At 43.4% G+C, this 21,862-nt stretch carries 16 protein-coding genes; 8 read left to right on the top strand and 8 right to left on the bottom strand.

Annotation, left to right across the window (positions count from 1 at the left end):
* Positions 1-42: 42 nt before the first annotated feature.
* Genes H5058_RS05790 through H5058_RS05770 form a run of 5 tightly spaced genes read right to left on the bottom strand, consistent with a single transcriptional unit; the run spans position 43 to position 5,091 of the window.
* Positions 43-1,356: an MFS transporter gene (locus H5058_RS05790; protein ID WP_182677287.1), complete on the bottom strand. Its 1,314-nt coding sequence runs from the start codon at positions 1,354-1,356 to the stop codon at positions 43-45.
* Positions 1,353-2,387, bottom strand: a complete 1,035-nt coding sequence (gene dmpG, locus H5058_RS05785) for a 4-hydroxy-2-oxovalerate aldolase (RefSeq protein WP_011328800.1) — start codon at positions 2,385-2,387, stop codon at positions 1,353-1,355. Before dmpG ends, H5058_RS05790 begins: the two co-directional genes overlap by 4 nt.
* 11 nt (positions 2,388-2,398) lie before the next feature.
* Entirely contained in the window at positions 2,399-3,301 is a 903-nt protein-coding gene (locus H5058_RS05780; protein ID WP_058373846.1) for an acetaldehyde dehydrogenase (acetylating), read from the bottom strand.
* 24 nt (positions 3,302-3,325) lie between these two features.
* Positions 3,326-4,114 (bottom strand): fumarylacetoacetate hydrolase family protein, encoded by a 789-nt coding sequence (locus H5058_RS05775; protein ID WP_011328798.1) that lies wholly within the window; start codon positions 4,112-4,114, stop codon positions 3,326-3,328.
* Positions 4,111-5,091, bottom strand: a complete 981-nt coding sequence (locus H5058_RS05770) for a flavin reductase (RefSeq protein ID WP_182677284.1) — start codon at positions 5,089-5,091, stop codon at positions 4,111-4,113. The genes H5058_RS05775 and H5058_RS05770 overlap by 4 nt, the downstream gene beginning before the upstream one ends.
* A gap of 400 nt (positions 5,092-5,491) precedes the next feature.
* On the opposite strand from H5058_RS05770, the gene H5058_RS05765 reads away from it, so the two are divergent.
* Both H5058_RS05765 and H5058_RS05760 read left to right on the top strand, forming a co-directional pair.
* Positions 5,492-6,931, top strand: a complete 1,440-nt coding sequence (locus tag H5058_RS05765) for a coniferyl aldehyde dehydrogenase (protein ID WP_182677282.1) — start codon at positions 5,492-5,494, stop codon at positions 6,929-6,931.
* A gap of 352 nt (positions 6,932-7,283) precedes the next feature.
* The gene (locus H5058_RS05760) at positions 7,284-9,452 is read left to right on the top strand and encodes a TonB-dependent receptor (protein ID WP_011328795.1); all 2,169 of its coding nucleotides are present in this window, start codon (positions 7,284-7,286) and stop codon (positions 9,450-9,452) included.
* Between the two features lie 79 nt (positions 9,453-9,531).
* Here H5058_RS05760 and H5058_RS05755 read toward each other — a convergent pair whose 3' ends face one another.
* Both H5058_RS05755 and H5058_RS05750 read right to left on the bottom strand, forming a co-directional pair.
* A complete protein-coding gene (locus H5058_RS05755; protein ID WP_011328794.1) occupies positions 9,532-10,626 on the bottom strand; it encodes a Rieske 2Fe-2S domain-containing protein in 1,095 nt (364 codons plus the stop codon).
* Between the two features lie 18 nt (positions 10,627-10,644).
* On the bottom strand, positions 10,645-12,045 hold the full coding sequence (locus H5058_RS05750; protein ID WP_182677280.1) for an MFS transporter: 1,401 nt from the start codon (positions 12,043-12,045) through the stop codon (positions 10,645-10,647).
* A gap of 153 nt (positions 12,046-12,198) precedes the next feature.
* Here H5058_RS05750 and H5058_RS05745 point away from each other — a divergent pair, with 153 nt between their 5' ends.
* The 6 genes from H5058_RS05745 to H5058_RS05720 all read left to right on the top strand — a co-directional run bounded on the left by H5058_RS05745 (position 12,199) and on the right by H5058_RS05720 (position 20,816).
* Positions 12,199-13,302 carry an MBL fold metallo-hydrolase gene (locus H5058_RS05745; protein ID WP_182677278.1) on the top strand — a complete coding sequence of 368 codons (1,104 nt, stop codon included), beginning with the start codon at positions 12,199-12,201 and terminating at the stop codon, positions 13,300-13,302.
* The gene (locus tag H5058_RS05740) at positions 13,299-14,993 is read left to right on the top strand and encodes a class I adenylate-forming enzyme family protein (RefSeq protein WP_182677276.1); all 1,695 of its coding nucleotides are present in this window, start codon (positions 13,299-13,301) and stop codon (positions 14,991-14,993) included. The genes H5058_RS05745 and H5058_RS05740 overlap by 4 nt, the downstream gene beginning before the upstream one ends.
* A gap of 79 nt (positions 14,994-15,072) precedes the next feature.
* The gene (locus H5058_RS05735) at positions 15,073-16,797 is read left to right on the top strand and encodes an FAD-binding protein (RefSeq protein WP_182677274.1); all 1,725 of its coding nucleotides are present in this window, start codon (positions 15,073-15,075) and stop codon (positions 16,795-16,797) included.
* Between the two features lie 10 nt (positions 16,798-16,807).
* Complete coding sequence (locus H5058_RS05730) at positions 16,808-18,418, top strand: FadD3 family acyl-CoA ligase (RefSeq protein WP_182677272.1); 1,611 nt, start codon at positions 16,808-16,810, stop codon at positions 18,416-18,418.
* A 21-nt stretch (positions 18,419-18,439) separates the two neighbouring features.
* Positions 18,440-19,597 carry an acyl-CoA dehydrogenase family protein gene (locus H5058_RS05725; RefSeq protein WP_182677270.1) on the top strand — a complete coding sequence of 386 codons (1,158 nt, stop codon included), beginning with the start codon at positions 18,440-18,442 and terminating at the stop codon, positions 19,595-19,597.
* 25 nt (positions 19,598-19,622) lie between these two features.
* Positions 19,623-20,816, top strand: a complete 1,194-nt coding sequence (locus H5058_RS05720; protein ID WP_179807447.1) for an acyl-CoA dehydrogenase family protein — start codon at positions 19,623-19,625, stop codon at positions 20,814-20,816.
* Between the two features lie 205 nt (positions 20,817-21,021).
* Here H5058_RS05720 and H5058_RS05715 read toward each other — a convergent pair whose 3' ends face one another.
* Entirely contained in the window at positions 21,022-21,816 is a 795-nt protein-coding gene (locus tag H5058_RS05715; protein ID WP_011328786.1) for an SDR family oxidoreductase, read from the bottom strand.
* Between the last annotated feature and the right edge of the window lie 46 nt (positions 21,817-21,862).

The raw sequence follows: 21,862 nt of genomic DNA, 5'->3' as shown, positions 1-21,862 counted from the left end.
TCCTAGCATTATTGGTTAATAGTAATTAAAACAAAGTTTAATTTACTGAATGGGTTTTATGAGTTGTTTTGCTTGATAAGATTTTAATTTAAACAGTAAAAATACCGATATTAATGTTGTACTCGTACTAATAAGTAAAGCATAACGTAAGGATTCAACACCGGCCACCTCGCTAAATACTTCACTAAGCACGCCCACCAACATAGGCCCAACACCTATGCCTAAAAAAGTAATCAGCACGGTTTGCATTGAAATAGCCAATGCCCGCTGAGTGCCCGGTACAATTGAAGTGAGTAATGTGAGACAAGGGCTAACCCACCATACAGAAAAGAAACTCGCTAAGGTGCAAAACAGCATAGCAAATGGAATACCGACAAAAAATAGGTCATCGCCTAAGCCTTTAGGCCATAAAAAATATATAACAATAAATACCCACCCCAGTATATGGCCTAGTATAGGTAGCCATAAAACACCTTTTCGTCTGGCGATTCTATCAGCCAAATAGCCACTAGAAAGAATTCCAATCGCTGCCGCACCGCCGCCAAAAAAGCCTGCCATCATGCCGGCTTGGCTCAGTGTTAAGTCGTGGCTGCGTACTAAAAAAGTGGCATTCCACATGCCAAACGCATTTGCGCCTAACGTTGCAATGGCGCTTGAGCAAACTAATAGTCGATAATCTTTGCGCTTTAACAATGCTTTTGTTGATGCTCTAAAACCTGTGGTTAGTGCAGGCTGCAGCGGTGAAGTTGGAGAGCTAATGGCATCATCGTATTGACCGCGTTTAGGTTCGGGCATCACAAAAAATAGCAAAAAAGAAATAAACAAAGCGGGAGTAGAGATAATAAAAAAGGTTTCTCGCCATCCATACAGCTCTACCCAATATGCACCTAAGGTAAGCGCAATAATGGCGGCAAAGGTAGCGCCAGAGGTAAAACAGCTAATCGCAAATGAGCGTCGCTCAACCGGGTAACTGTCCGAAAGTAACGATAAAGAGGCCGAAGTAACCGGTGCTTCAGCTACTGCCACCAACATACGCATTATTAGTAAACTAATAAAGCCTGCAGTTATGCCGCTAAGTGCTGTAATAATGCCCCACACTAATGCGCTGGCGGCTAACAAACGTGTGCGGCTCACTTTGTCAGCAAGTCTGCCGGCCGATAAACCGGTTAAAGTAAATACAATGGCAAAACCTAGGCCGGTTAATAAGCCCATTTGCGCATCTGAGGCGCCAAATTCAGCTTTGATGGGTTCAATCATCACCGCCATAATTTGTCGCCCAACAAAACTTTCTATATAAAATAAAGTAAGCACCAACAATAAAGCATGTTGGCGCCAATTAGATTTTTTTATGTTCAAGCTTTCGCCGCCTTTAAGGCCTTAGCCATAGTCATTGCGGTGTCGTCTATCATATCTTCTTGTCCGCCTACGGTTTTTAAGCGCCCTAGTTCAAGTAAAATATCACGTGCAGGTACACCGTATTTTTTCTCGGCGCGTTCTGCAAATAATAAAAATGACGAATAAACACCAGCATAACCCAAAGTTAATGAGTTTCGGTCAATACGAATAGGTTGATCCATCATTGGCATGACTAAGTCTTCAGCAACATCCATAATTTTGTATAAATCAATACCGTGATTAACTGCCATACGATCAAGTACCGCGGTAAATACTTCCAACGGCGTATTACCTGCACCGGCACCTAAACCGGCCACCGAACCATCGATGCGATTAGCGCCCATTTCGATTGCTGCCAGCGAATTTGGAATACTCATGCCTAAATTGTGATGGCCATGAAAGCCAATTTCGGTCTCGCTGTTAAGCTCGCTGCGCAGTAACGCAATGCGGGTGCTTACGTCGTCGGGCAACATGTAACCAGCAGAATCCGTACAGTAAATACAGTTAGCACCGTAAGACTCCATTAATTTAGCCTGTGCAAGTAGCTCCTCTGGGCTGATCATATGTGCCATCATTAAAAAGCCAACGGTATCTAAACCCATTTTACGCGCTGCGCTAATATGCTGCTCTGAAACGTCAGCTTCAGTACAGTGAGTAGCCACTCGAATTGTACTTACGCCATGATCATAAGCCATTTTTAAGTGATCAACCGTTCCAATGCCCGGAATTAATAACGCTGAGACTTTAGCTTGGGTCATTTTTGGCACTACAGCACTTAGGTATTCTTCATCGGTATGAGCAGGAAAACCATAATTAAGTGAAGAGCCGCCTAAACCGTCGCCATGGGTAACCTCAATTAAAGGAATGCCCGCCTGATCTAAGCCAGTGGCAATAGACACCATTTCATCTAAGCTAATTTGATGTTGCTTAGCATGCATACCATCACGTAATGACATATCGTGCAGGGTAACTTTTTTACCTTTTAAATCCATGATATTACTCCTTAAGATTGACTATCTGATGGCGATTGACCTAGCATTTGTAGTGCAAACATTTCTGCAGTACGCGCGGCCGACGCGGTCATTATGTCAAGGTTACCGGCATATTTAGGCAAGTAATCGCCCAAACCTTCAACCTCTAAAAATATAGACACTTTACGACCATCAAACACCGGGCCATTTTTTAGTTTATAGCCTGGAACATACTTTTGTACTTCAGCAATCATTTCATGCACAGATGCAGTGATAGCTGCTTGATCTGGCTCTGTTTCGGTTAAGCAATGGATGGTGTCGCGCATTAATAATGGTGGCTCAGCAGGGTTAATTATAATAATGGCTTTGCCTTTTTTAGCGCCACCAATTTGCTCCACTGCGCCTGAGGTAGTGCGAGTAAATTCATCAATATTTTGGCGTGTACCTGGGCCTACTGATTTTGATGAAACAGTGGCAACAATTTCACCATATTCAACCGGCTGTACGCGCGATACCGCAGCAACCATAGGAATAGTTGCTTGGCCGCCACAGGTCACCATGTTAACGTTTTTAATATCAGCATTAAGTTGATTTAGGTTAACCGGAGGCACACAAAAAGGGCCAATAGCCGCTGGGGTTAAATCTATCATCAACACGCCTTTTGCATTCACTTTAGCTGAGTTTTCACCATGCACGTAGGCTGAGGTTGCATCAAAAGCAATTTTGATTTCATCGGCTTCAATATGCGGTATTAAGCCATCAATACCCTCAGCGGTGGTTTTAATACCTAATTCGCGTGCGCGCGCTAAGCCTTCTGAGTCTGGGTCTATGCCTACCATCCAAACGGGTTCTAATATCTCACTGCGTTTGAGCTTATAAAGTAAGTCAGTACCAATGTTTCCTGAACCGATCAGGGCGCATTTAATCTTTTTCATGTTACTTCCCTCGTGGGTTAACTGTTAATCGCAAAAGCTGACAGAGCATGAACCGAGACCTTCGATCTCCATACTAAAATGATCGCCGCTGTTAGCATCTATTAGAGGAGCCAGAGCTCCCGACAGAATAATTTCGCCTTTTTTAAACTCTATACCATACTCGCCTAGCGTATTTGCCAGCCATGCAACTGCTTGCGCAGGATGCCCTTGTACTGCTGAGCCCACACCGGTTACCGCTTGTTTACCATTGTGTTTAACTACCATAGTGGCTGCAGCTAAATCGAGTGTGCTTGGGTCGGTATGTTTATCACCAATTACAAATACCCCGCATGAGGCGTTATCGGCCACGGTATCAACTATGGTGATTTGCCAGTTTTCGATACGCGAATCAACAATTTCAAAACACGGTGCCACCCAATCAGTCGCAGCAAGTACTTGCTCTGCGGTAACGTTTGGGCCTTGTAAGTCGTGTTTAAGGCAAAACGCAATTTCGCCTTCGGCGCGTGGTTGAATTAAATGTGATTTTTTAAGGCTAATATTACTGCCATCAGGGTGGTGCATAGTGTTGGTTAAAAAGCCAAAGTCAGGCTGATGCACATTAAGCATTTTTTGCACTGCTTCACTGGTAACACCAATTTTTTTACCAATGATTTTTTCGCCAGCCTGAGTGCGTATTGCCAGTGTTTTTAACGACACTTGATAGGCATCGTCGATTGTAAGCTCAGGGTTATTTTTAATTAATGGCGCAATAGGTGTGCGCTGTTGCTGCGCATCATAAAGAATTTGTGCTAAATGCTGTTGTAGTTCGCTCATGCGCTTTTATCCTCTGTAGACCAAAGATCAGGTAAGCCAGGATCGGTTTGATGAATAAGGCGTTTAAGTAATAGCTTTAATGCCATTACGTCGCCTGCACCAAGCTCTGTAATGAGCTCTTCTTCAATTACTTTTGCTTGCACAATATGGTGTAGTGAGGTTTCTCGCCCAGCGGTGGTAAGTTGGTAATTGTCTTCGCTTTTTTGGCAAATAAGATCCTGCTTTTCTAAAAAGGCCATATCTTCAAGATTGACACTGTGGCCGGTATAATCAAGGTGGGTATTTAGCTGCTCTAAACTCAGATTTTGCTGAATATTTAATACCGATAATGCAAAAAAGTGTGAATCTTCCAGCGCTTGCTCATCGAGTACTTTACGCATGCGGTACAGCATTTGAAAATGTGAACGCCCAAGCAAGTAACCTAGTAAATCTTCGTTGTAGCTGCACTGTGGCGCTGTAGGTTCACTAGATAAGTTAACCGCTGCCCACGGTTTACGTGCAGTCATTGCGTACTGACCTTGCTGAAACACCAGTGGCGGTAGTGCTTGATGATCAAACCCCAGTACTTCACCTATAAAAATAAGGTGATCACCCCCATCGTGCGTTACCATATTACGACACTGAAAACGCGCGCTACAATCGGCAATAAGTGGTGCAGAGCTAATCCCCGCTTCGAGATTAGTGTCATTAAATTTGTCTTCGCCTTTTGCAGCAAATTTATTTGACAGCTCTTGTTGGTGCTGCGAGAGAACATGAACGTTCCAGTGCTCGGCCTCGCTAAAGGCAGCCACACTAAGAGAGGTTTTTGCCAAGCTCCATAGCACCATAGGTGGGTCTAACGAAACAGAATTAAAGCTGTTTGCGGTAAGACCAACAGGGGTGCCATCTGGAGCGGTGGCAGTAATAATTGTTACGCCAGTAGTAAAACTACCGAGCGCCTGTCTAAATGCCTGACTATCAAATTCTGCTTGTGCCATGTTAACTCGCCTTATTACTGTTATATAACTTCAGTATCATGATCTGGCTATTTTTCATCATCGTCTTAATGGACTAAACAACACAGGCATTTGCTATTTATATGATTACTCAGCAATTTATTTAGGTTATTTTATATTAAACAACGGCTAAGTTTTATTACGAAGGTTAGCTTTAAGTGGCCTATTTAAATAGGGCAAAATAGTGACTGCAGCAACCGTACATTAAATAATTTAAATACGAGAGCTCGTCCAAGTGGACGAGGTTTATTTGAGTAAAAACAGCTAGAAAGGAAGCACAGCTCAATTAGTTTACTTGCAATGCAAAAGCTGCAATATAGTGTGTAAGCAAATATTGTTCGCCAGGCCCAGGCAAGTGTAAAACCTAGTAAGGATATAGTGCATGAACAGCAAAGATTCAGGTTCAATGGCAGCTTTGCTGCAGCATCAGCAACAAGCGCATAAATTGCAAATGTTGGTAACTGCAGCGCAAAGGCGAGAGCGTATTCAACAAGTTATAAATTTACTTGTAGAGCATCACCAAGCATTTGCCGAGGCAATAGAAGCTGACTTTAATGGTCGCAGCCAAGGCTTTTCTATTATGAATGATGTGCTCGGCTCGCTAGCCAGCCTTAAATATACCCGCGACAACTTAGAGCCATGGCTTAAAAGTGAAAGCCGCGAAGTGTTTGCCCCTTATGATCAACTCGGTAGTACCGCACGGGTTGAATACCAACCCAAAGGCAGTGTGGGTATTATAGGTACTTGGAATGCGCCACTTTATACCTTATTTGCCCCGTTGGCGTGTGTATTAGGGGCGGGTAACCGCGCCATACTTAAACCATCTGAGGTCACGCCTAAAACAGCGGCCTTAGTAGCGCAATTATTTGCCAAACACATAGACCCATTACTAGTGAGTGTAGTTACAGGTGGCGCCGACACTGGTGCTAAATTTAGCGAACTGCCGTTCGATCATTTAGTATTTACTGGTAGTACCCAAGTAGGTAAAAAAATTATGGCGGCAGCGGCTAAAAATTTAGTGCCAGTTACCTTAGAGCTTGGCGGTAAATCGCCGGCAGTGCTTAGCCAAGATTGCGATTTAAGCGAAAGTTGCAAACGCTTAGCCTTAGCAAAAAGTAATAATGGCGGCCAAGTGTGTGTTAGCCCTGACATTATTTATGTACCGCGTAATAAGCTTGATCAAGTGGCTGCATTATTACTCGAAAATTTTCGTCACTTTTATCCAGAAATCACTCATAATCCAGATTTTGTACCTAGCGTTAACCGCCAACATTGCCAGCGAGTTGTCGATTTAGTTGAGCAAGCTCGCGATGCTGGATGCCAAGTTCTTAGTAGTCATGAGGTTGCTAATTTAGCAGAGTTGGTCACAAGCGATAAACGTTTACCACTGCAATTAGTTATATCCCCAGATAAAGAGCTGGATATTATGCAGCAAGAAATATTTGGCGCTGCATTAGTGCTACTTCCTTATGATGATATAGATGGCGTTATTAACGATATTAACAGCCGTGCTAAACCACTAGCGCTGTATTATTTTGGCGAAAAAGACGCAGAGCTGAGTAAGCTTTTAGCAAACACTTCATCGGGTGGAGTAGCGGTAAATGATTGCTTAATGCATGCGGCAATGCACGATGCGCCATTTGGTGGCGTAGGTGCATCGGGTATGGGGCATTATCATGGTCGTGAAGGCTTTTTAGCCTTTAGCCATCAGCGTACTGTATTTGTTGCCCCAAAACACGACCCTCGTGGTGAGTGGGGCTTATTACCGCCGCATCATGAGCAATTTAAAGCCATGATGGTCGCGCAAGTAACGGCCGACTGACGTTAACCGGCACTGTTACTTTAATAATAACAGTGCCTAATATTACTTATTAATTCCTGCCTTTTAGTCTTTGTTATTCCTCATTATTTTTAGTTATCGTTCATGCGGACTATTTAGTTTTTGTAATAGTGTGCGAGGATAAAAACCTTACATTTATTGTTGATAAACACGCGATTATAACGTGATACAGCAATTTGCTTTTTGTAATTATGAAAACGCAATACGTTAAGTTTTTAGGCCGTGCAAAGCGGTCTCAAAATTAACTTATGTAGTGTTAGGTACAGCGCGCGTAACTGGCGATATTCCTGTTAGTTAATTTTACTCGCGTTCAATTTTAAACAAGGACTAAATAGTGAATATTAATAAAAAACCACTAAATGCAGCGATAGCGTTAGCCTTAATTAGCATGGCAAATTCGACACTAGCGGCTCAAGAGCAAAGTACTAAAAAAGAAGGTTTGGAAGTGATCCAAGTAACCGCGCAAAAGCGGGTACAAAACTTACAAGAGCTACCTACGGCAGTTACCGTGTTTAATGCCCAAGCATTGGCCGATAAAGGCATTACTGATGTTGAAGATCTCAGTGTATATACGCCAAACATGCAAATATCAGAAACTCCAGGCGGCAGTACTGGTGCTACAATTGCCATTCGTGGCTCGGTTACAATTAACCCTGCAGTTACCTGGGAGCCCACTACTGGTGTGTATATAGACGGGGTATTTGTATCTAAAAATGTCGGTGGTTTATTTGATGTAGCTGCTATAGAGCGCGTTGAAGTACTGCGCGGGCCGCAGGGTACGCTTTATGGTAAAAATACAATAGGTGGGGCGCTTAATATTGTAACGCGTAAACCCAGTGGTGAGTTTACCGGCGAAGTACGCGTAGGGGCAGGTAACTACGGTATGACAGATGTTTATGTTACTGCCGACTCGGCGCAAATTAACGACAAACTCAGTTTTAATTTTACCGCTAATAAAAAACAGCGCGACGGCTTTTACGATAACCTTTCGACAAGTTCTGATATTGATAAGTTTAAAGAGCTTGATTCTACCTCACTGCGTTTTGGTGCCTTGTATGAGCACAGCGATAATCTAGAGTTTTACTACACTTACGATAGCAGTAATAAAAAAAACACTCCTCCGTTGGGCCAAGTCTATATTGCCGGTGCGATGCCAGAAGATACGAAAGATCGCCAAGAAAGTGCTGCATTAGATGGCGCTATATTCGATCGCTCTAAAAGCTCGGGCCATGCACTTACAGTTACATGGCAGCAAAGTAATAACTTAACTATTAAGTCAATTACGGCACTACGTGAAATAGATTACGATGATGGCAATGACTACGATGGCGCTGATTTTCTTGGCTTTCATACCTACCGCCATGTAGAGCATGAGCAAGTATCACAAGAGCTACAATTTATCGGCGATATAGATAATTTAACCTACGTTGCAGGCTTGTTTTACTTTAAAGAAGAATCTGATGTAAACAACCCGTATGTACTGGGTTTTGGCACAGTGAATAACTATTATGGTGTTGAGTCTACCTCGGTTGCCGCTTATGGTAATGTAGAATATCGACTAAGCGACAAGCTAATGTTGGCAGGGGGTCTGCGTTGGACCACAGAAGAAAAATCATTTTATATAGAACACCCAGATGACTTTAGCTTTGCTTATTTTTTCCCACTGCCATACACCACAGCGGGCGATACTTGGAATAACACCTCGGCTATGGCATCACTTAACTATGAGTTAGCAGACAATATTCACAGCTATGTTAAAGTATCACAAGGCTGGAAAGCGGGTGGTTTTAACGGTGAAGCAGCAACTCAAGCATTAGCAGTAAAACCCTATGCACCAGAGGAAGTAATTGCCTACGAATGGGGCCTTAAATCGCGCTGGTTAGATCAACGCATTCAAGCCAATATAGCGGTGTTTTATAACGATATTACCAATATGCAAATGTCGGAATACTTAGGTGCGTACTCAGATATTCAAAACGCAGGCTCGGCAAAAGTGGCGGGGTTAGAGTTTGAATTAGTAGCGGCATTAACCGATGATTTAACGCTAAACTTTAATTACGGTTTGTTAGACCCTAAATACGACAAGTTTATTACTTACGATGTGTACACTGGGGTAGCAAACGATGTTACCGACAGTGCCGAGTTTCCCTATAGTCCAAAAAATAAATGGTCGCTTGGGTTAAATTACATTAGTGAAACAGCCCTTGGTGAGTTTAGCGCCGGCGCCGACTACAGCTTTGTGGACGATCACTTTGCGTTTCATAATCAACCTTCAGCCCAATATACTCGGATTGAAAAATACAACTTACTTAACGCCCGAGTTTCACTTAAAAGAATTGCCGGCAGTGACTTTAGTGCCTCTATTTGGGGTAAAAACATGACCGACGAAGAGTACCGAATTAACGGTGTGCCGTTGGGTGATTCGTCAGGGGTATTCATTGGTGGCTTAAATTACTATGGCGACCCAGTAACTTATGGAGCAGAAATAACTTACTCATTTTAATAAAGAGTTACAGCTAAAAAGAGCCCCTACTTTTTAAGTAGGGGCTCTTTTTTGTATCTATAATTTATTTAAAAATAGATTAGTCTTGGGTATAAGCTACGGTGCCTTTAGGCACATATACGCCATTTACTTTGCTTTGGAACTCTTCTTTACGCGCTCTTGGATTAAAGAACTGTTTGTACCAAATACGCGCTTTCATAAACGGGCCATCACTTGGTAAAAACAACCCATTAAAACAAGGTGCTTTATTTGTCCACACTTGGAAGTCTTGCATAAATGCAAACTTACTTGCGTCTTGGAACTGGCGTGCTGCTACTTCATCCTCTACTGTGGCTACTTCATTGCCACCCGGTGATTTAACTAATAATGCGTGCCAAACTCTAATTGAACCATCCTCTACAGGGGTATGCGTTATCATTAAGTAAGACTCGTAATAGCCAGTCAAATGTGAAATTAATACGCCCGGACCATGGTATTTAGTTATTGTATGCAGCACTGGGCTTGCGCCATCTTCGCCTACTAAAGTACGGTGCGGACCACATTGACGTTGAATTGCTTCGTGGCCATCAAATTCATTTTCGTAGCGCTGTACGGTAGAGCCGTGAATTGGTGCTAAATGGCTATAATCACAAATGTTATCAATAACTTCTTGCGGATGCTGCTCAAGTATTCCCAAGTCGTCAAAGCGCCAATGTACCCACGCTTTATCGTCCCATTGTGGCAAACTTGGGTGATCCCACTCAGGATCACCATTTTCAGGATCGTGCCATATCCAAATTGCACCCATGCTCTCGGCCACAGGCCACGCTTTAATACAGGCTGTTTTTGGGATTGGTCCGTCGTGGTAAGGAATGTCGTCACATTGGCCATCAGGGCCAAAACGCCATGCATGATAAGGACAACGAATGCTATCGCCTTCGATGTTGGTACCACCGCCATCAATAATAACGTAAGAGGTATCATTTTCGGCGGCTAAATGCGTTTTCATATGCGGGCAATATGCGTCGAGTAGTACCACTCGACCTGTTGCTCTACCGCGATATAGTGCGAAATCGCGACCAAAAAACCGTACGGCTAGGGGCTTATGCGTGTTGATCTCTTCAGCCGTAGCTATCATGAACCAACCTCTTGGGAATGTATAATCGCCGAGGCGATAATCTTGTGTAGTGGCCATAAGTATTCCTTTTTATATTTAGGTAGTAGATGTACTTGAATTATTGTCTGAGGTGCAATCTGCTTTATTATTATAAGATTGCGCTGTTTTATCGTTATCACTTACTTTACTTGCTATTCGTTGTTGATAAGGGCCAATGGCTTTGTAGTAAAACCAAACCGAAAACAACGATAAAGCAATCATCACTGCAATGGCGTATTTAAGGCCTTCACCCGCATCACCAGCAGAAAATAAGTCACTGAGTGTACCGGTTAGCAATGGGCCAATACCGGCACCAAAAAAGGTTAAAAATAAACTTAAGATTGCAATGCTAGTAGCTCTTTGAAAGCTGTTAACTAAATGGCTCACTGCAGCGAATGCAAGTGTTGGCCACCAGCTATTAAAAAAGCTAAAGCCAGCAGCAAATATAATCGCGTGCGGTATTTTAAGGCTCCCTAATTGCCAAAAGGCGCCGGCAGGCCAAAGTAAAAAAGCCAAGCCAAAAGGAATACTAATTAATACGCCAATCGCAGGCATACGTAATTGCCAACGACAGTCTTTTTGGCTTAGTTTGTCGCAGTAATAACCGCTAAACATTGACCCAGTAGCAGCAAAAACACCACTGGCTATACCAAAGGTAAGGCCTGCATGTGAAAGTGACATATCGTAATTGCGTACCATAAAAGTAGGGGCCCAAATGGCGTAACCATAGCCGACCATGCCAGCAACGGCAGTACCCATACAAATTAAGAAAAACCCTTTTAGTTTCATAATATCGGCAACAGCACGGAAAAAGTTTTCTTGCGGTTGGGCACGAATATTACGCTCAGCATCGGTGTCATAAACACCTAAGCCAGGGTCTTTTGCAAAAACATAAAGTAGCAATGCTAGTAATAGCCCTGGAATACCGAAAAAGATGAATACTGCGCGCCAGCCGTGCTCTTGGGCTATCCAACCACCTAATGCCATGGCGGCTAACAAACCAATGTGTGGGCCAAGCATATATAAGCTAATTGCAAATGAGCGACGATGTGGAGGGTATAAATCAGATACCATAGAAATAGACGGTGATGTACCGCCTGCTTCACCAATGGCAACTGTCATACGGGCAACTACAAATTGCCAAAATTGGGTAACAACACCGCTGGCCATAGTGGCAAGGCTCCAGAGCCCACAACATACCGCAATAATATTTTTACGGTCGGTGCCTCTATCGGCCATACGGCTTAACGGAAAGCTAACCGCAGAGTATAAAACGGCAAATGCAAGGCCGCTCACCGCGCCCATAATAGTATCTGATACGCCAAACTCTAATTTAATTGGCTCAAGAACAATGGCAATTAAATTGCGATCGATATACGAAAAAACGTAAATAATAGAAAGCAATAATAGCGTCAGACGAGTCCGACCTGCGCTTAATGAACTTTGACCTACTTGCATTTATTGCACTCTCTTTTTGATATTGTTTTAAGCTACCTTAACTTTGCTAATAATTTCAGCATCGTCCTTTTGGACGTATTACAGAATCGCTAAATGGCTTCTTATTAAGTTAAGAAAATATAAACGCGCTGATCACTTATTTTTGGAGAAATAATGAAATCGATGATTTTACCCAAAGAATCACAAGGCCATCAGCTGCATAGCCTTTTAGAATATCCAATTACTCCACCCAATGCGGATGGTTCGGTAGTGGAGATAGCTGAAGGTTTGTTGTGGTTACGTATGCCTATGCCGATGTCGTTGGATCATATAAATCTTTATTTACTCGAAGATAACGACGGTTGGTATATTCTCGATACCGGGCTTAATAATGACACAACACGGCAATTATGGTTAACGGTAATAGAACAACATTGCAACAAAAAAGTAATTAAAGGCGTTATTTGTACGCATTTTCATTATGACCATAGCAGCCTAGCTAGTTGGTTAATGGCCACGTTTAATGTGCCGCTATATATGACTTTTGGTGAGTTTTACATGCTAAAAACGCTGAGTAATAACACCGCAGCACTAGGCAGTGACAACCAGTTAGATTTTTATCATAGTGCAGGTTTACCACGAGATGAGTTAGACGTGATCATTACTAGTTGCCGTAAAGATCCCTTTATAAAATTTAGCCCGCCGTCATTTAATCGTCTGCGTGAAGGGGATGTGCTCACCATAGGTAAGCGCCGTTGGCAAATAGTCATAGGGGAGGGGCATTCGCCAGAGCATGCGTGCCTTTATTGTGAAGCCGACAAACTACTGCTAGCTGGCGATCAGTTATTGCCCAATATTAGTTCAAATATTTTAGTGTCTGAGTTAGAGCCGCAAGGTCAGCCATTAAAAAACTGGCTACGTTCGCTTGAAAAACTACAAACGCTCGACCCACAAACCTTAGTATTACCTGCCCATGGCCCAGTATTTCGCCACATGCATTTACGAGTACAACAGTTGATTGATCATCATTTTGAGCAGTTAGATATATTAAGAGCATTTGCACTGCAAGCTCCTGAATTTAATGCCTATCAGGCAATGAAGCATTTATTTAAACGCGCTCTTTCACCCATAGAAAGTATGATGGCATTGGGCGAAACCTTAGCGCACCTAAATTGGTTAGAAAGTAATGATGAATTATTTTGTCAGCGTAAAACTGATTCAGGCATTAATAGTTACTTACTCACGGACAAAAAATTAGCAGCTGGGAATACATTATGAGTTTATTTAATTTAGTCACTGCCACTAAATCACAATTAATGGCACCTGGCGCACCATTTGAAATCACTAATAAGCAAATCAATGGTCAAAGTTATCAGGTGTATTGCAACGCGCCGCTTAATTTAGCGCAAGTGATTAATGATGCAAGGCGCACTGATGAGCAATCATTTTTGGTTTATCAGGGAGAGCACTGCAGCTATAAAGAGTTTTTTCAACACGTTGATAATGTTGCCAGTTACTTGCAGAAACATGGCATAAAGCAAGGGGATCGTGTTGCTATTGCAATGCGTAACCGACCTGAGTGGGTTATTGCTTTTTGCGCGATAGCATTGATAGGTGCAGTACCTGCACCACTCAACAGTTTTGGGATGCAGCAAGAGCTAATAACTGCACTTAATGGTATTACGCCTAAATTATTAATTTGTGATGGCCCAAGATGGCAGCGAATTAGCCAAAGTAATGAGTGGTTAACCGATACCTTAGTATTAAACGATACAGCATTAGATTTATCGCAATCTGCTGCTGCAATAGACTTTACAGAGGCGCTTAATTATTCAGCGCACAGCATTGAACCACCCACAATAACAGCGACCGATGCGGCTTTAGTACTGTTTACCTCAGGTGCGACCAGCGTGGCTAAAGCGGTTGAGTCGAGCCATATTGCAGTGTGCCAAGCACTTTATAATATTGACTTTATTGGTGCAATATCGGCAATGACCTCACCTAAAGCATTAGCGCTAATTATGGAAAAAGGACTGGTGCCTACTATTTTAACCGCGGTGCCGTTATTTCATGTAAGTGGTTTACATGCCCAGTTATTGTCGGCATTACGTGGCGGGCGGCGCTTAGTGTTTACCCATAAGTGGGATCCGCTAGAGGCAATTGAACTGATCAAAAAAGAGCAAGTAACACAATTTAATGGTGCGCCATCTATGGTGATGCAGTTATTACGAGAGCCGAGTTTTCATAGTGCAGAAGTTATGGCCTCGTTTAGTGGTTTAGGTTTTGGCGGCGCAGGACTACCAGCAAGCTTAATTGATAAAACGCTGTCTAGCCTACCTGAGCAAATGATAGGAATTGGCTTTGGTATGACCGAAACCAATGGTGTGGGCGCAGCCGCGTCTGGCGATTTATTTCGTCATGCACCCAAAAGCTCTGGGCTTATTTCGCCCATTATGGAAGTACGTATTTGCGCAGCAGATGGACAGTCGTTACCTAGCAATAGTGTGGGCGAAGTATGTATGCGCGGTATTACTTTAATGGATCAGTATGTTGGCGACTTAACAGCAACTCAAGATGCAATACGCTCTGGGTGGTTACATACCGGCGACTTGGGCTATATAGACGACGCAGGCTTTTTGTTTATTGTTGACCGTATTAAAGATGTGATTAACCGCGCGGGGGAAAATATTCCCGCAGCCGAAGTAGAGTCGTGTTTGCTTGAACACCCTGCGGTAGCCGAAGTAGCAGTGTTTGGTATTCCAGATGAAGAAACCGGTGAGGCCGTTATTGCTGTTGTTTGCCCATTAGAAGGCGAGTTTATTGAAGAGCAGCAATTGCTCGCACATGTAGCACAACGACTGGCTAAATATAAAGTACCGCAGAAAATTCATCTTATGGAAGATAAATTACCGCGTAATCCGGCTGGTAAAATTTTAAGAAACAAATTAAAAACAAAGCTTTATCAATAAATGTTAATCGCCGTTAAAAAAGCCAATAAAGCGCAGATTAGTCATTAGTGAATAAAAATAATTGAACAGGAGAAGGTAGATGACCACAGCCAATGATGTTGAAAAAAATTACGATGTAATTGTTGTCGGTTCGGGAGCGGGTGCAATGACTGCAGCACTGTTTGCCGCCGATCAGGGTAACTCAGTACTTATTGTTGAAAAAACCGATAAATACGGAGGCACCTCTGCAATATCTGGAGGTGGTATTTGGATCCCAAATAACGATGAATTTCGTGCACTTGGCGGCAAAGACAGCTATGAAGCAGCACTCACTTATATTAAAGCGGCCAGCCAAGGCAGTGTTGATGAGACGCGTATTCGTGCCTATTTAGATAATGCACCAAAAATGCTGCGCGAGCTGCAAGCTAATAGCCGCGTTAAATTTGCGGTTGCCGATAAGTACCCCGATTACTATCAACACCTTGAAGGCTCATTACCGGGTGGGCGTAGTATGGATCCAGAGCTATACGATACCACAGGGCTGGGCGATGAAATGGATAACCAACAGCCTGCTGCCGGTAATGCATTACTGATGGGGAAAATGTCGTGGACTGCGCGCCAAGCACATAAAGCAGTGTCGAAGGAGCGCGGCTGGATGCTGATGATAATTGGTTTAATGCTACGTTATAAATTGGACTTTAAGCAGCGTAAAAAAGGACGCCGCGATCGCAGAGCAGGGTTAGGCGCGAGTTTAGTGGCATCACTGCGCCACTCGTTATGCGATCGTAATATTCCATTATGGCGCGATACAGAGTTTACCGACTTTGTTATTAATAACGACAAAGTGACCGGTATTAAAGTGCTACGCGATGGCCAAGAACTTACATTAAATGCGCGTTATGGCGTAATAATGGGCAGTGGTGGCTTTGAGCAAAATCAAGCATTACGTGAAAAATATTTACCGGCACCGTCACAACAAAGCTGGAGTGCAACACCTAAAGGCGGTAACACTGGCGCGGCATTAGAAGCGGGGCAAAAACTAGGTGCAGCCACCGATTTACTTGATTGGTGCTGGTGGACACCTACCTTAAATGTACCTAAAGAGCGCAACGCTCGTGGTTTATTTGCCGAGCGAGCCTTTCCTGGTGCTATTGTTGTTGATGGTGCAGGGCAACGGTTTTTTAACGAAGCAGCGCCTTATTTAGAATTTGGTGATGCTATGTATCGTAATCATCAAAAAATGGGTAATTCTATTCCTGCTTGGGTGGTTTTTGATGGCCATTTTCGCCATGAATACGCTATGGGACCACTGATGCCTGGCAAAATTATGCCAGATAGCAGAGCGCCCAAAGCCTGGTTAGGCTCGGTTTATTTTAAAGCCGATAGCTTAGCAGAGCTGGCAAAACTAGTTAATATTGATGCTGATGGATTAGCACAAACAGTACAAAAGATGAACCACTACGCAGCAACGGGTGTAGATGAAGACTTTGACCGTGGCGGTAATGTGTTTGACCGTTATTACGGCGACACCAAAGTAAAACCTAATCCTTGTTTAGCACCGCTAACAAAAGGCCCTTATTACGCATTAAAAATTCATCCGGGCGATATTGGCACTAAAGGTGGCTTGCTTACTAATGAGTATGCCCAAGTGGTGCGCCCATCGGGTGAGCCCATTGCAGGACTTTATGCCATAGGTAATAGTTCCTCCTCAGTTATGGGCACAAGTTACCCAGGCGCGGGTGCAACAATTGGCCCAGCTATGACCTTTGGTTACGTTGCGGCTAATCACATTACAGCTAACCGCGGCGCAGAAGCCAATGACTAGAGAATTGCATATGACGATCAATAATTCATTAGACCCTGGCATTAGCAGCGAAGTGGATAGTATTCCTAAATTAGTGTTTGCTGCTGCAAAGCGCCATGGACAACTTATTGCCATTGAAGATGGCGAAGCAAAAACAACCTATCAAGACTTACCTACTGAGAGTTTAAATGTTAGCCGTGCACTTATTGCTTTTGGAATAAAACCGGGCGATCGCGTGGCTATTTGGGGAGCAAACTCTGGGCGCTGGGTGCTTGCCGCGATTGGTTTGCAAATGGCCGGAGCAGTGTTAGTACCTATCAATACCCGTATGAAAGCAGTTGAAGCGGCTGAAATTATTAATCGCAGTGGCGCAAAGTTAGTGTTTAGTGTTGGTGACTTTTTAAAAAGTGACTACCCCGGCGAATTGGCAAAATTATTCACTCCACAGCAACTGTCGATTGTAACCTTAACCCCACGTAAAGGGGAGCCACTTGATATTTGTTGTGATTGGCAAAGCTTTTTAGCTAGAAAAGACAGCATAGATGAGCGCAGTGCCCGTGAAATTGCCTTAGGGGTTGGTGCAGATAATCTGTCTGATCTTATGTTTACCTCTGGTACTACAGGCAAACCCAAAGGTGTTATGAGTCGCCATGGGGCAATAATTAAAGCGTTTAGCGTATTTGTAAAAACCTTAGGCATAGTACCTGGCGATCGCTATTTAGTGGTTAATCCGTTTTTTCATGCCTTTGGTTATAAAGCCGGATGGGTAAGTTGTTTATTAGCAGGCGCGACTATTTTACCACAAGCAGTGTTTGACGCCGATGATGTACTTGCCCGAATTAGCCAAGATAAAATAACCGTATTACCTGGGCCACCAACACTTTATTTATCATTGCTTGCTCATCCACAGTTGGCAAGCGCTAACTTAAGTAGCCTGCGCATAGCCGTTACTGGCGCTGCAACTATTCCGCCTATTTTAATAGAGCGAATGCGTGAGTTATTAGGTTTTAAAGTGGTAACCACAGCCTATGGATTAACTGAGTGCGGTGGTTTAGCAAGTATTTGTGGCATTGATACCGACGTTGCCACCATCGCCAGTACCAGTGGCCGTGCAATAGAAGGCACCGAAATAGCAATAATGTCTGAGCAGGGTGAAATACTCGGTGCTAATGAAACTGGCGAAATTTGTATTCGTGGTTTTCATGTAATGAAAGGGTATTTTGAGCAACCACAAGCCACCGCCGAAACCATAGATAAAGACAATTGGCTGCACACCGGCGATGTTGGGCATTTAGATAAAAATGGCTATTTAAGCATTACCGACAGACTAAAAGATATGTACATTTCGGGCGGATTTAATTGTTATCCGGCAGAAATAGAGGCAGTACTTATTGAGCACAGCGCTATTGCACAAGTTGCAGTGGTAGGAATTAAAGATGAGCGCATGGGAGAAGTTGGCTGTGCATTTATTACTTTAAAATCATCAGCAGAACTTGATGAGGCAACGTTAATGACTTGGTGTCGTGAGCGCATGGCAAATTATCGAGTACCCAGAAAAATCAAAATAATTGACGCAATGCCAGTAAATGCTTCTAACAAAGTAGTTAAAGCAGAACTGATAAAGCATTTTTTGCAACAGTAAAATTTTAGAAGGAGCAAACATTTGGAATTTTCATTTACCGAAGAGCAGAAAATGATCCGCGATACTGCGCAAGCCTTCTTAGCTGAAGTATCGTCATCGAATGCAATACGCAGCGCAATGGACACTGAGCAAGGCTTTGATCCACAAATATGGCAACGTATTTGCGAAGAAATGTACTGGCAGGCAATTCATATACCGGAAGAATATGGCGGCATGGGACTAGGCTATGTAGATTTGGTGGTTATGCTGGAGCAAATGGGACGTTATTTATTATGTTCGCCGTTTTTTTCAACCGTGTGTTTAGCCAGTAATGCCTTAATAGTTGCCGGCACTGATGAGCAAAAACAACAATATTTAACGCAAATATGTGAAGGTAGTTTAACCGCTACGCTTGCCTATACCAGTAAAAATGGCCAGTGGGACGCAACAGCAGTGCAAGGCATTGTAACTGCACAGGGCGATGATTATGTACTTAATGGCACATATCGTTATGTACTAGATGGCCACACGGCGCAATTATTAATAGTTGCCGCACGTAGTGAAGGCAGTGAGGGCGAGCAAGGAATAAGTTTATTTGCAATAGACTCAGACACCCCTGGAGTAAAGCGCACTTGGTTGCCAACTATGGATCAAACACGTAAACAGGCAGAAATAGCGTTTGATAATGTGCGAGTGAGCAGCAGCCAATTAATGGGCGAGGAAAATAATGCTTGGCCACAGCTAAATAAAGTATTGCAACTAGCTGCTATAGCCATTGCAGCAGAGCAAGTAGGTGGCTCGCAACAAGTATTAGATTTAACTGTAGAGTACACCAAAGAGCGAGTGCAGTTTGGTAGGCCTATAGCGGGTTTTCAAGCAGTTAAACACCAAGCGGCAGATATGATGCTGCGTACCGAGGTGGCGCGCTCAGCCGTTTATTACGCTGCGTGCGTAGCAGAGGAGGCGCTCAGTGGTGGTTTGTTGGCCGATGAGTTAGGCGAAGCAGCCAGCGTAGCTAAGTCGTATTGCTCAGAAGGCTACTTTAAAAATGCCGGAGATGCGCTGCAACTTCATGGTGGAGTAGGTTTTACCTGGGAATATGACGTGCACTTATATTTTAAACGAGCTAAATCGTCTGAGTTATTTTTAGGTGATGCAGCTTATCATCGTGAACACGTCGCAACATTGTTATTAGATTAAACGGCTGCTAAAAAAGGTAAAACAGATGAAATTAAGTTTTAGTGATGAAGACGAAAAATTTCGCGCCGAAGTGGCACTTTGGCTCTTTGAGAATTTAGTGGGTGAATTTGAGCAGCTTAAATTTCGCGGTGGCCCAGGGGATGAACACATGTTTCCTCTGGAGCGTAAAAAGTGGGAACAAAAGCTCGCGCAAGGAGGTTGGACCTGCATTGGTTGGCCTAAAGAATATGGTGGCCGAGGGTGCTCTATTGAGCAGCAAGTTATTTTTAATGAAGAATATGCTCGCGCCGGTGCACCGGGTCGTGTTGGGCATATAGGTGAAGGGCTTGCTGGGCCAACGTTAATTGCCTTTGGTAGTGAAGCGCAAAAACAAAAATACTTGCCAGGCATTGCAGCCGGAACCGCACTTTGGTGCCAAGGTTATTCTGAGCCTAGTGCAGGCTCAGACTTAGCTAATGTTAATACCAAGGCACATTTTGACGAAGCCAAAGGTAAGTGGATTATTAGCGGGCAAAAAGTGTGGACATCGCTTGCGCATGAATCTGACTATATTTTTGTTATAGCGCGTACTAACCCAAATTCTAGCGCTCACAAAGGGCTAGGCTTTTTCTTAATGAAAATGGATCAGCCAGGTATTGAAGTGCGTGGCATAAGGCAACTTACCGGCACCTCTGAGTTTAATGAGGTATTTTTTGATCAAGCCGAATGTGATGCCGACGATATTGTAGGGCAACCAGGTGAAGGCTGGGCTATTGCTATGGGTTTACTTAATTTTGAGCGTGGCGTGTCGACCTTAGGTCAGCAAATGCAGTTTCAAAATGAGCTTAATCAAATTATTGATATAGCCAAAGCCAATGGTAAAAGCCAAAATCCAACTATTCGCCAACGCATTGCTGACGCTCATATAGGGCTTAAAATAATGCGCTACAACAGTATGCGTATGCTCTCAGATACAGGTGATGGCGGCTTACAAAAAGAAGCGCTGATCTATAAGTTATTTTGGGCAACATGGCACCGTGATTTAGGCGAACTGGCAATGGATGTACTTGGCCCCGAAGCCGAAATACTAGAGTCAGGCCCTTATACATTAACCCGTTTACAGGCTATGTATTTGTTTGTTCGCTCAGATACCATTTATGGTGGCACTAACGAAATACAACGTAACATTATTGCTGAACGTGGCTTAGGTATGCCCAAAGAGCCTAAAATAACCGCATAAAATAATTGTATTACTTAACCTGATGTAACGGATAAAAAATCGCTTAACCAGCACATCAGGTTACTTATTTTATTGCTCATTACGACTGGGCTGGTGGGGTTATTTTTAGCGAAGGCTGTGAGTTCAAAAATTAACTAAAGAGTAAGAAGGGCTGTAAAGCTAAGCCCGCTTAATCAGCGGGCTTTATTTGAATACAGTAAGGACGTTAAAAACTACTGCGAGGCATAGGCATTGGCGCGTCGGTTAGTCCCCCATTAACACCAAAAATTTCACCAGTGATATAGCCCGCCGCCGGCGAGGCTAAAAATAGCGCACAAGCCGCTACATCTTCAGGCTGACCTAAGCGATTCATAGGTGTACGTTTAACAATAGCCTGCTCCATTTCATCATTCATTACGCCTTTAAGTGCTTCGGTAAGGGTTGAGCCTACGCTAATTGCATTAACGCGCACTTTAGGTGCAAAATCTTGCGCTAAATTAAGCGTCATAAAATTTAATGCCGCTTTGGCGATGCCGTAACTGATAAAGCCGGGCTGAGCTAACTGCCCAGCTACCGATGAAATATTAATAATACTGCCTTGGCCACTGGTATTTACCATGTGCGGGGCACTAATACGTGACAAATCAAACGCGGTAGCGGTATTGAGCTTAAAGCAATTTTCTAACTCTGCTGCGCTGCTGCTAAGTGTAGGCTTAATTGCGCCTGAGCCACCGACGTTATTGACTAAAATATCGAGTCGACCAAAATGCTCAATTGTTTTATCAACTAATGACTGTCGTTGTTGCTCATCAAGTACATCGCACGCAACGACTAAAGCGCGGCTGCCGCGTTGGCGTATTTGCGCTGCTGTTTGTTCAATATCTTCGATGGTTCTGGCAGTGACTACAATATCGGCACCCGCATCGGCTAATGCCAGTGCTATGGCAGCACCTATGCCACGCCCTGAGCCGGTAACAATAGCGACTTGGCCATCGAGGCGAAATCTATCGAGTATAGACATTAATATCTCCTTACTTAAATTAGACTAACATGTTGCTGTGCAAATT

The organism is Pseudoalteromonas sp. SR45-4, from assembly GCF_014163535.1.
Classification (GTDB): domain Bacteria; phylum Pseudomonadota; class Gammaproteobacteria; order Enterobacterales; family Alteromonadaceae; genus Pseudoalteromonas; species Pseudoalteromonas nigrifaciens.
Note: the sequence above shows the minus strand (reverse complement) of the source record. Positions and strands in the feature narration are given on the sequence as shown.

Excerpts from the sequence above, each read along its gene's own strand:
- dmpG (WP_011328800.1), bottom strand. The coding sequence starts at position 2,387 with ATGGATTTAAAAGGTAAAAAAGTTACCCTGCACGATATGTCATTACGT.
- H5058_RS05780 (WP_058373846.1), bottom strand. The coding sequence starts at position 3,301 with ATGAAAAAGATTAAATGCGCCCTGATCGGTTCAGGAAACATTGGTACT.
- H5058_RS05775 (WP_011328798.1), bottom strand. The coding sequence starts at position 4,114 with ATGAGCGAACTACAACAGCATTTAGCACAAATTCTTTATGATGCGCAG.
- H5058_RS05770 (WP_182677284.1), bottom strand. The coding sequence starts at position 5,091 with ATGGCACAAGCAGAATTTGATAGTCAGGCATTTAGACAGGCGCTCGGT.
- H5058_RS05765 (WP_182677282.1), top strand. The coding sequence starts at position 5,492 with ATGAACAGCAAAGATTCAGGTTCAATGGCAGCTTTGCTGCAGCATCAG.
- H5058_RS05755 (WP_011328794.1), bottom strand. The coding sequence starts at position 10,626 with ATGGCCACTACACAAGATTATCGCCTCGGCGATTATACATTCCCAAGA.
- H5058_RS05750 (WP_182677280.1), bottom strand. The coding sequence starts at position 12,045 with ATGCAAGTAGGTCAAAGTTCATTAAGCGCAGGTCGGACTCGTCTGACG.
- H5058_RS05745 (WP_182677278.1), top strand. The coding sequence starts at position 12,199 with ATGAAATCGATGATTTTACCCAAAGAATCACAAGGCCATCAGCTGCAT.
- H5058_RS05740 (WP_182677276.1), top strand. The coding sequence starts at position 13,299 with ATGAGTTTATTTAATTTAGTCACTGCCACTAAATCACAATTAATGGCA.
- H5058_RS05735 (WP_182677274.1), top strand. The coding sequence starts at position 15,073 with ATGACCACAGCCAATGATGTTGAAAAAAATTACGATGTAATTGTTGTC.
- H5058_RS05730 (WP_182677272.1), top strand. The coding sequence starts at position 16,808 with ATGACGATCAATAATTCATTAGACCCTGGCATTAGCAGCGAAGTGGAT.
- H5058_RS05720 (WP_179807447.1), top strand. The coding sequence starts at position 19,623 with ATGAAATTAAGTTTTAGTGATGAAGACGAAAAATTTCGCGCCGAAGTG.
- H5058_RS05715 (WP_011328786.1), bottom strand. The coding sequence starts at position 21,816 with ATGTCTATACTCGATAGATTTCGCCTCGATGGCCAAGTCGCTATTGTT.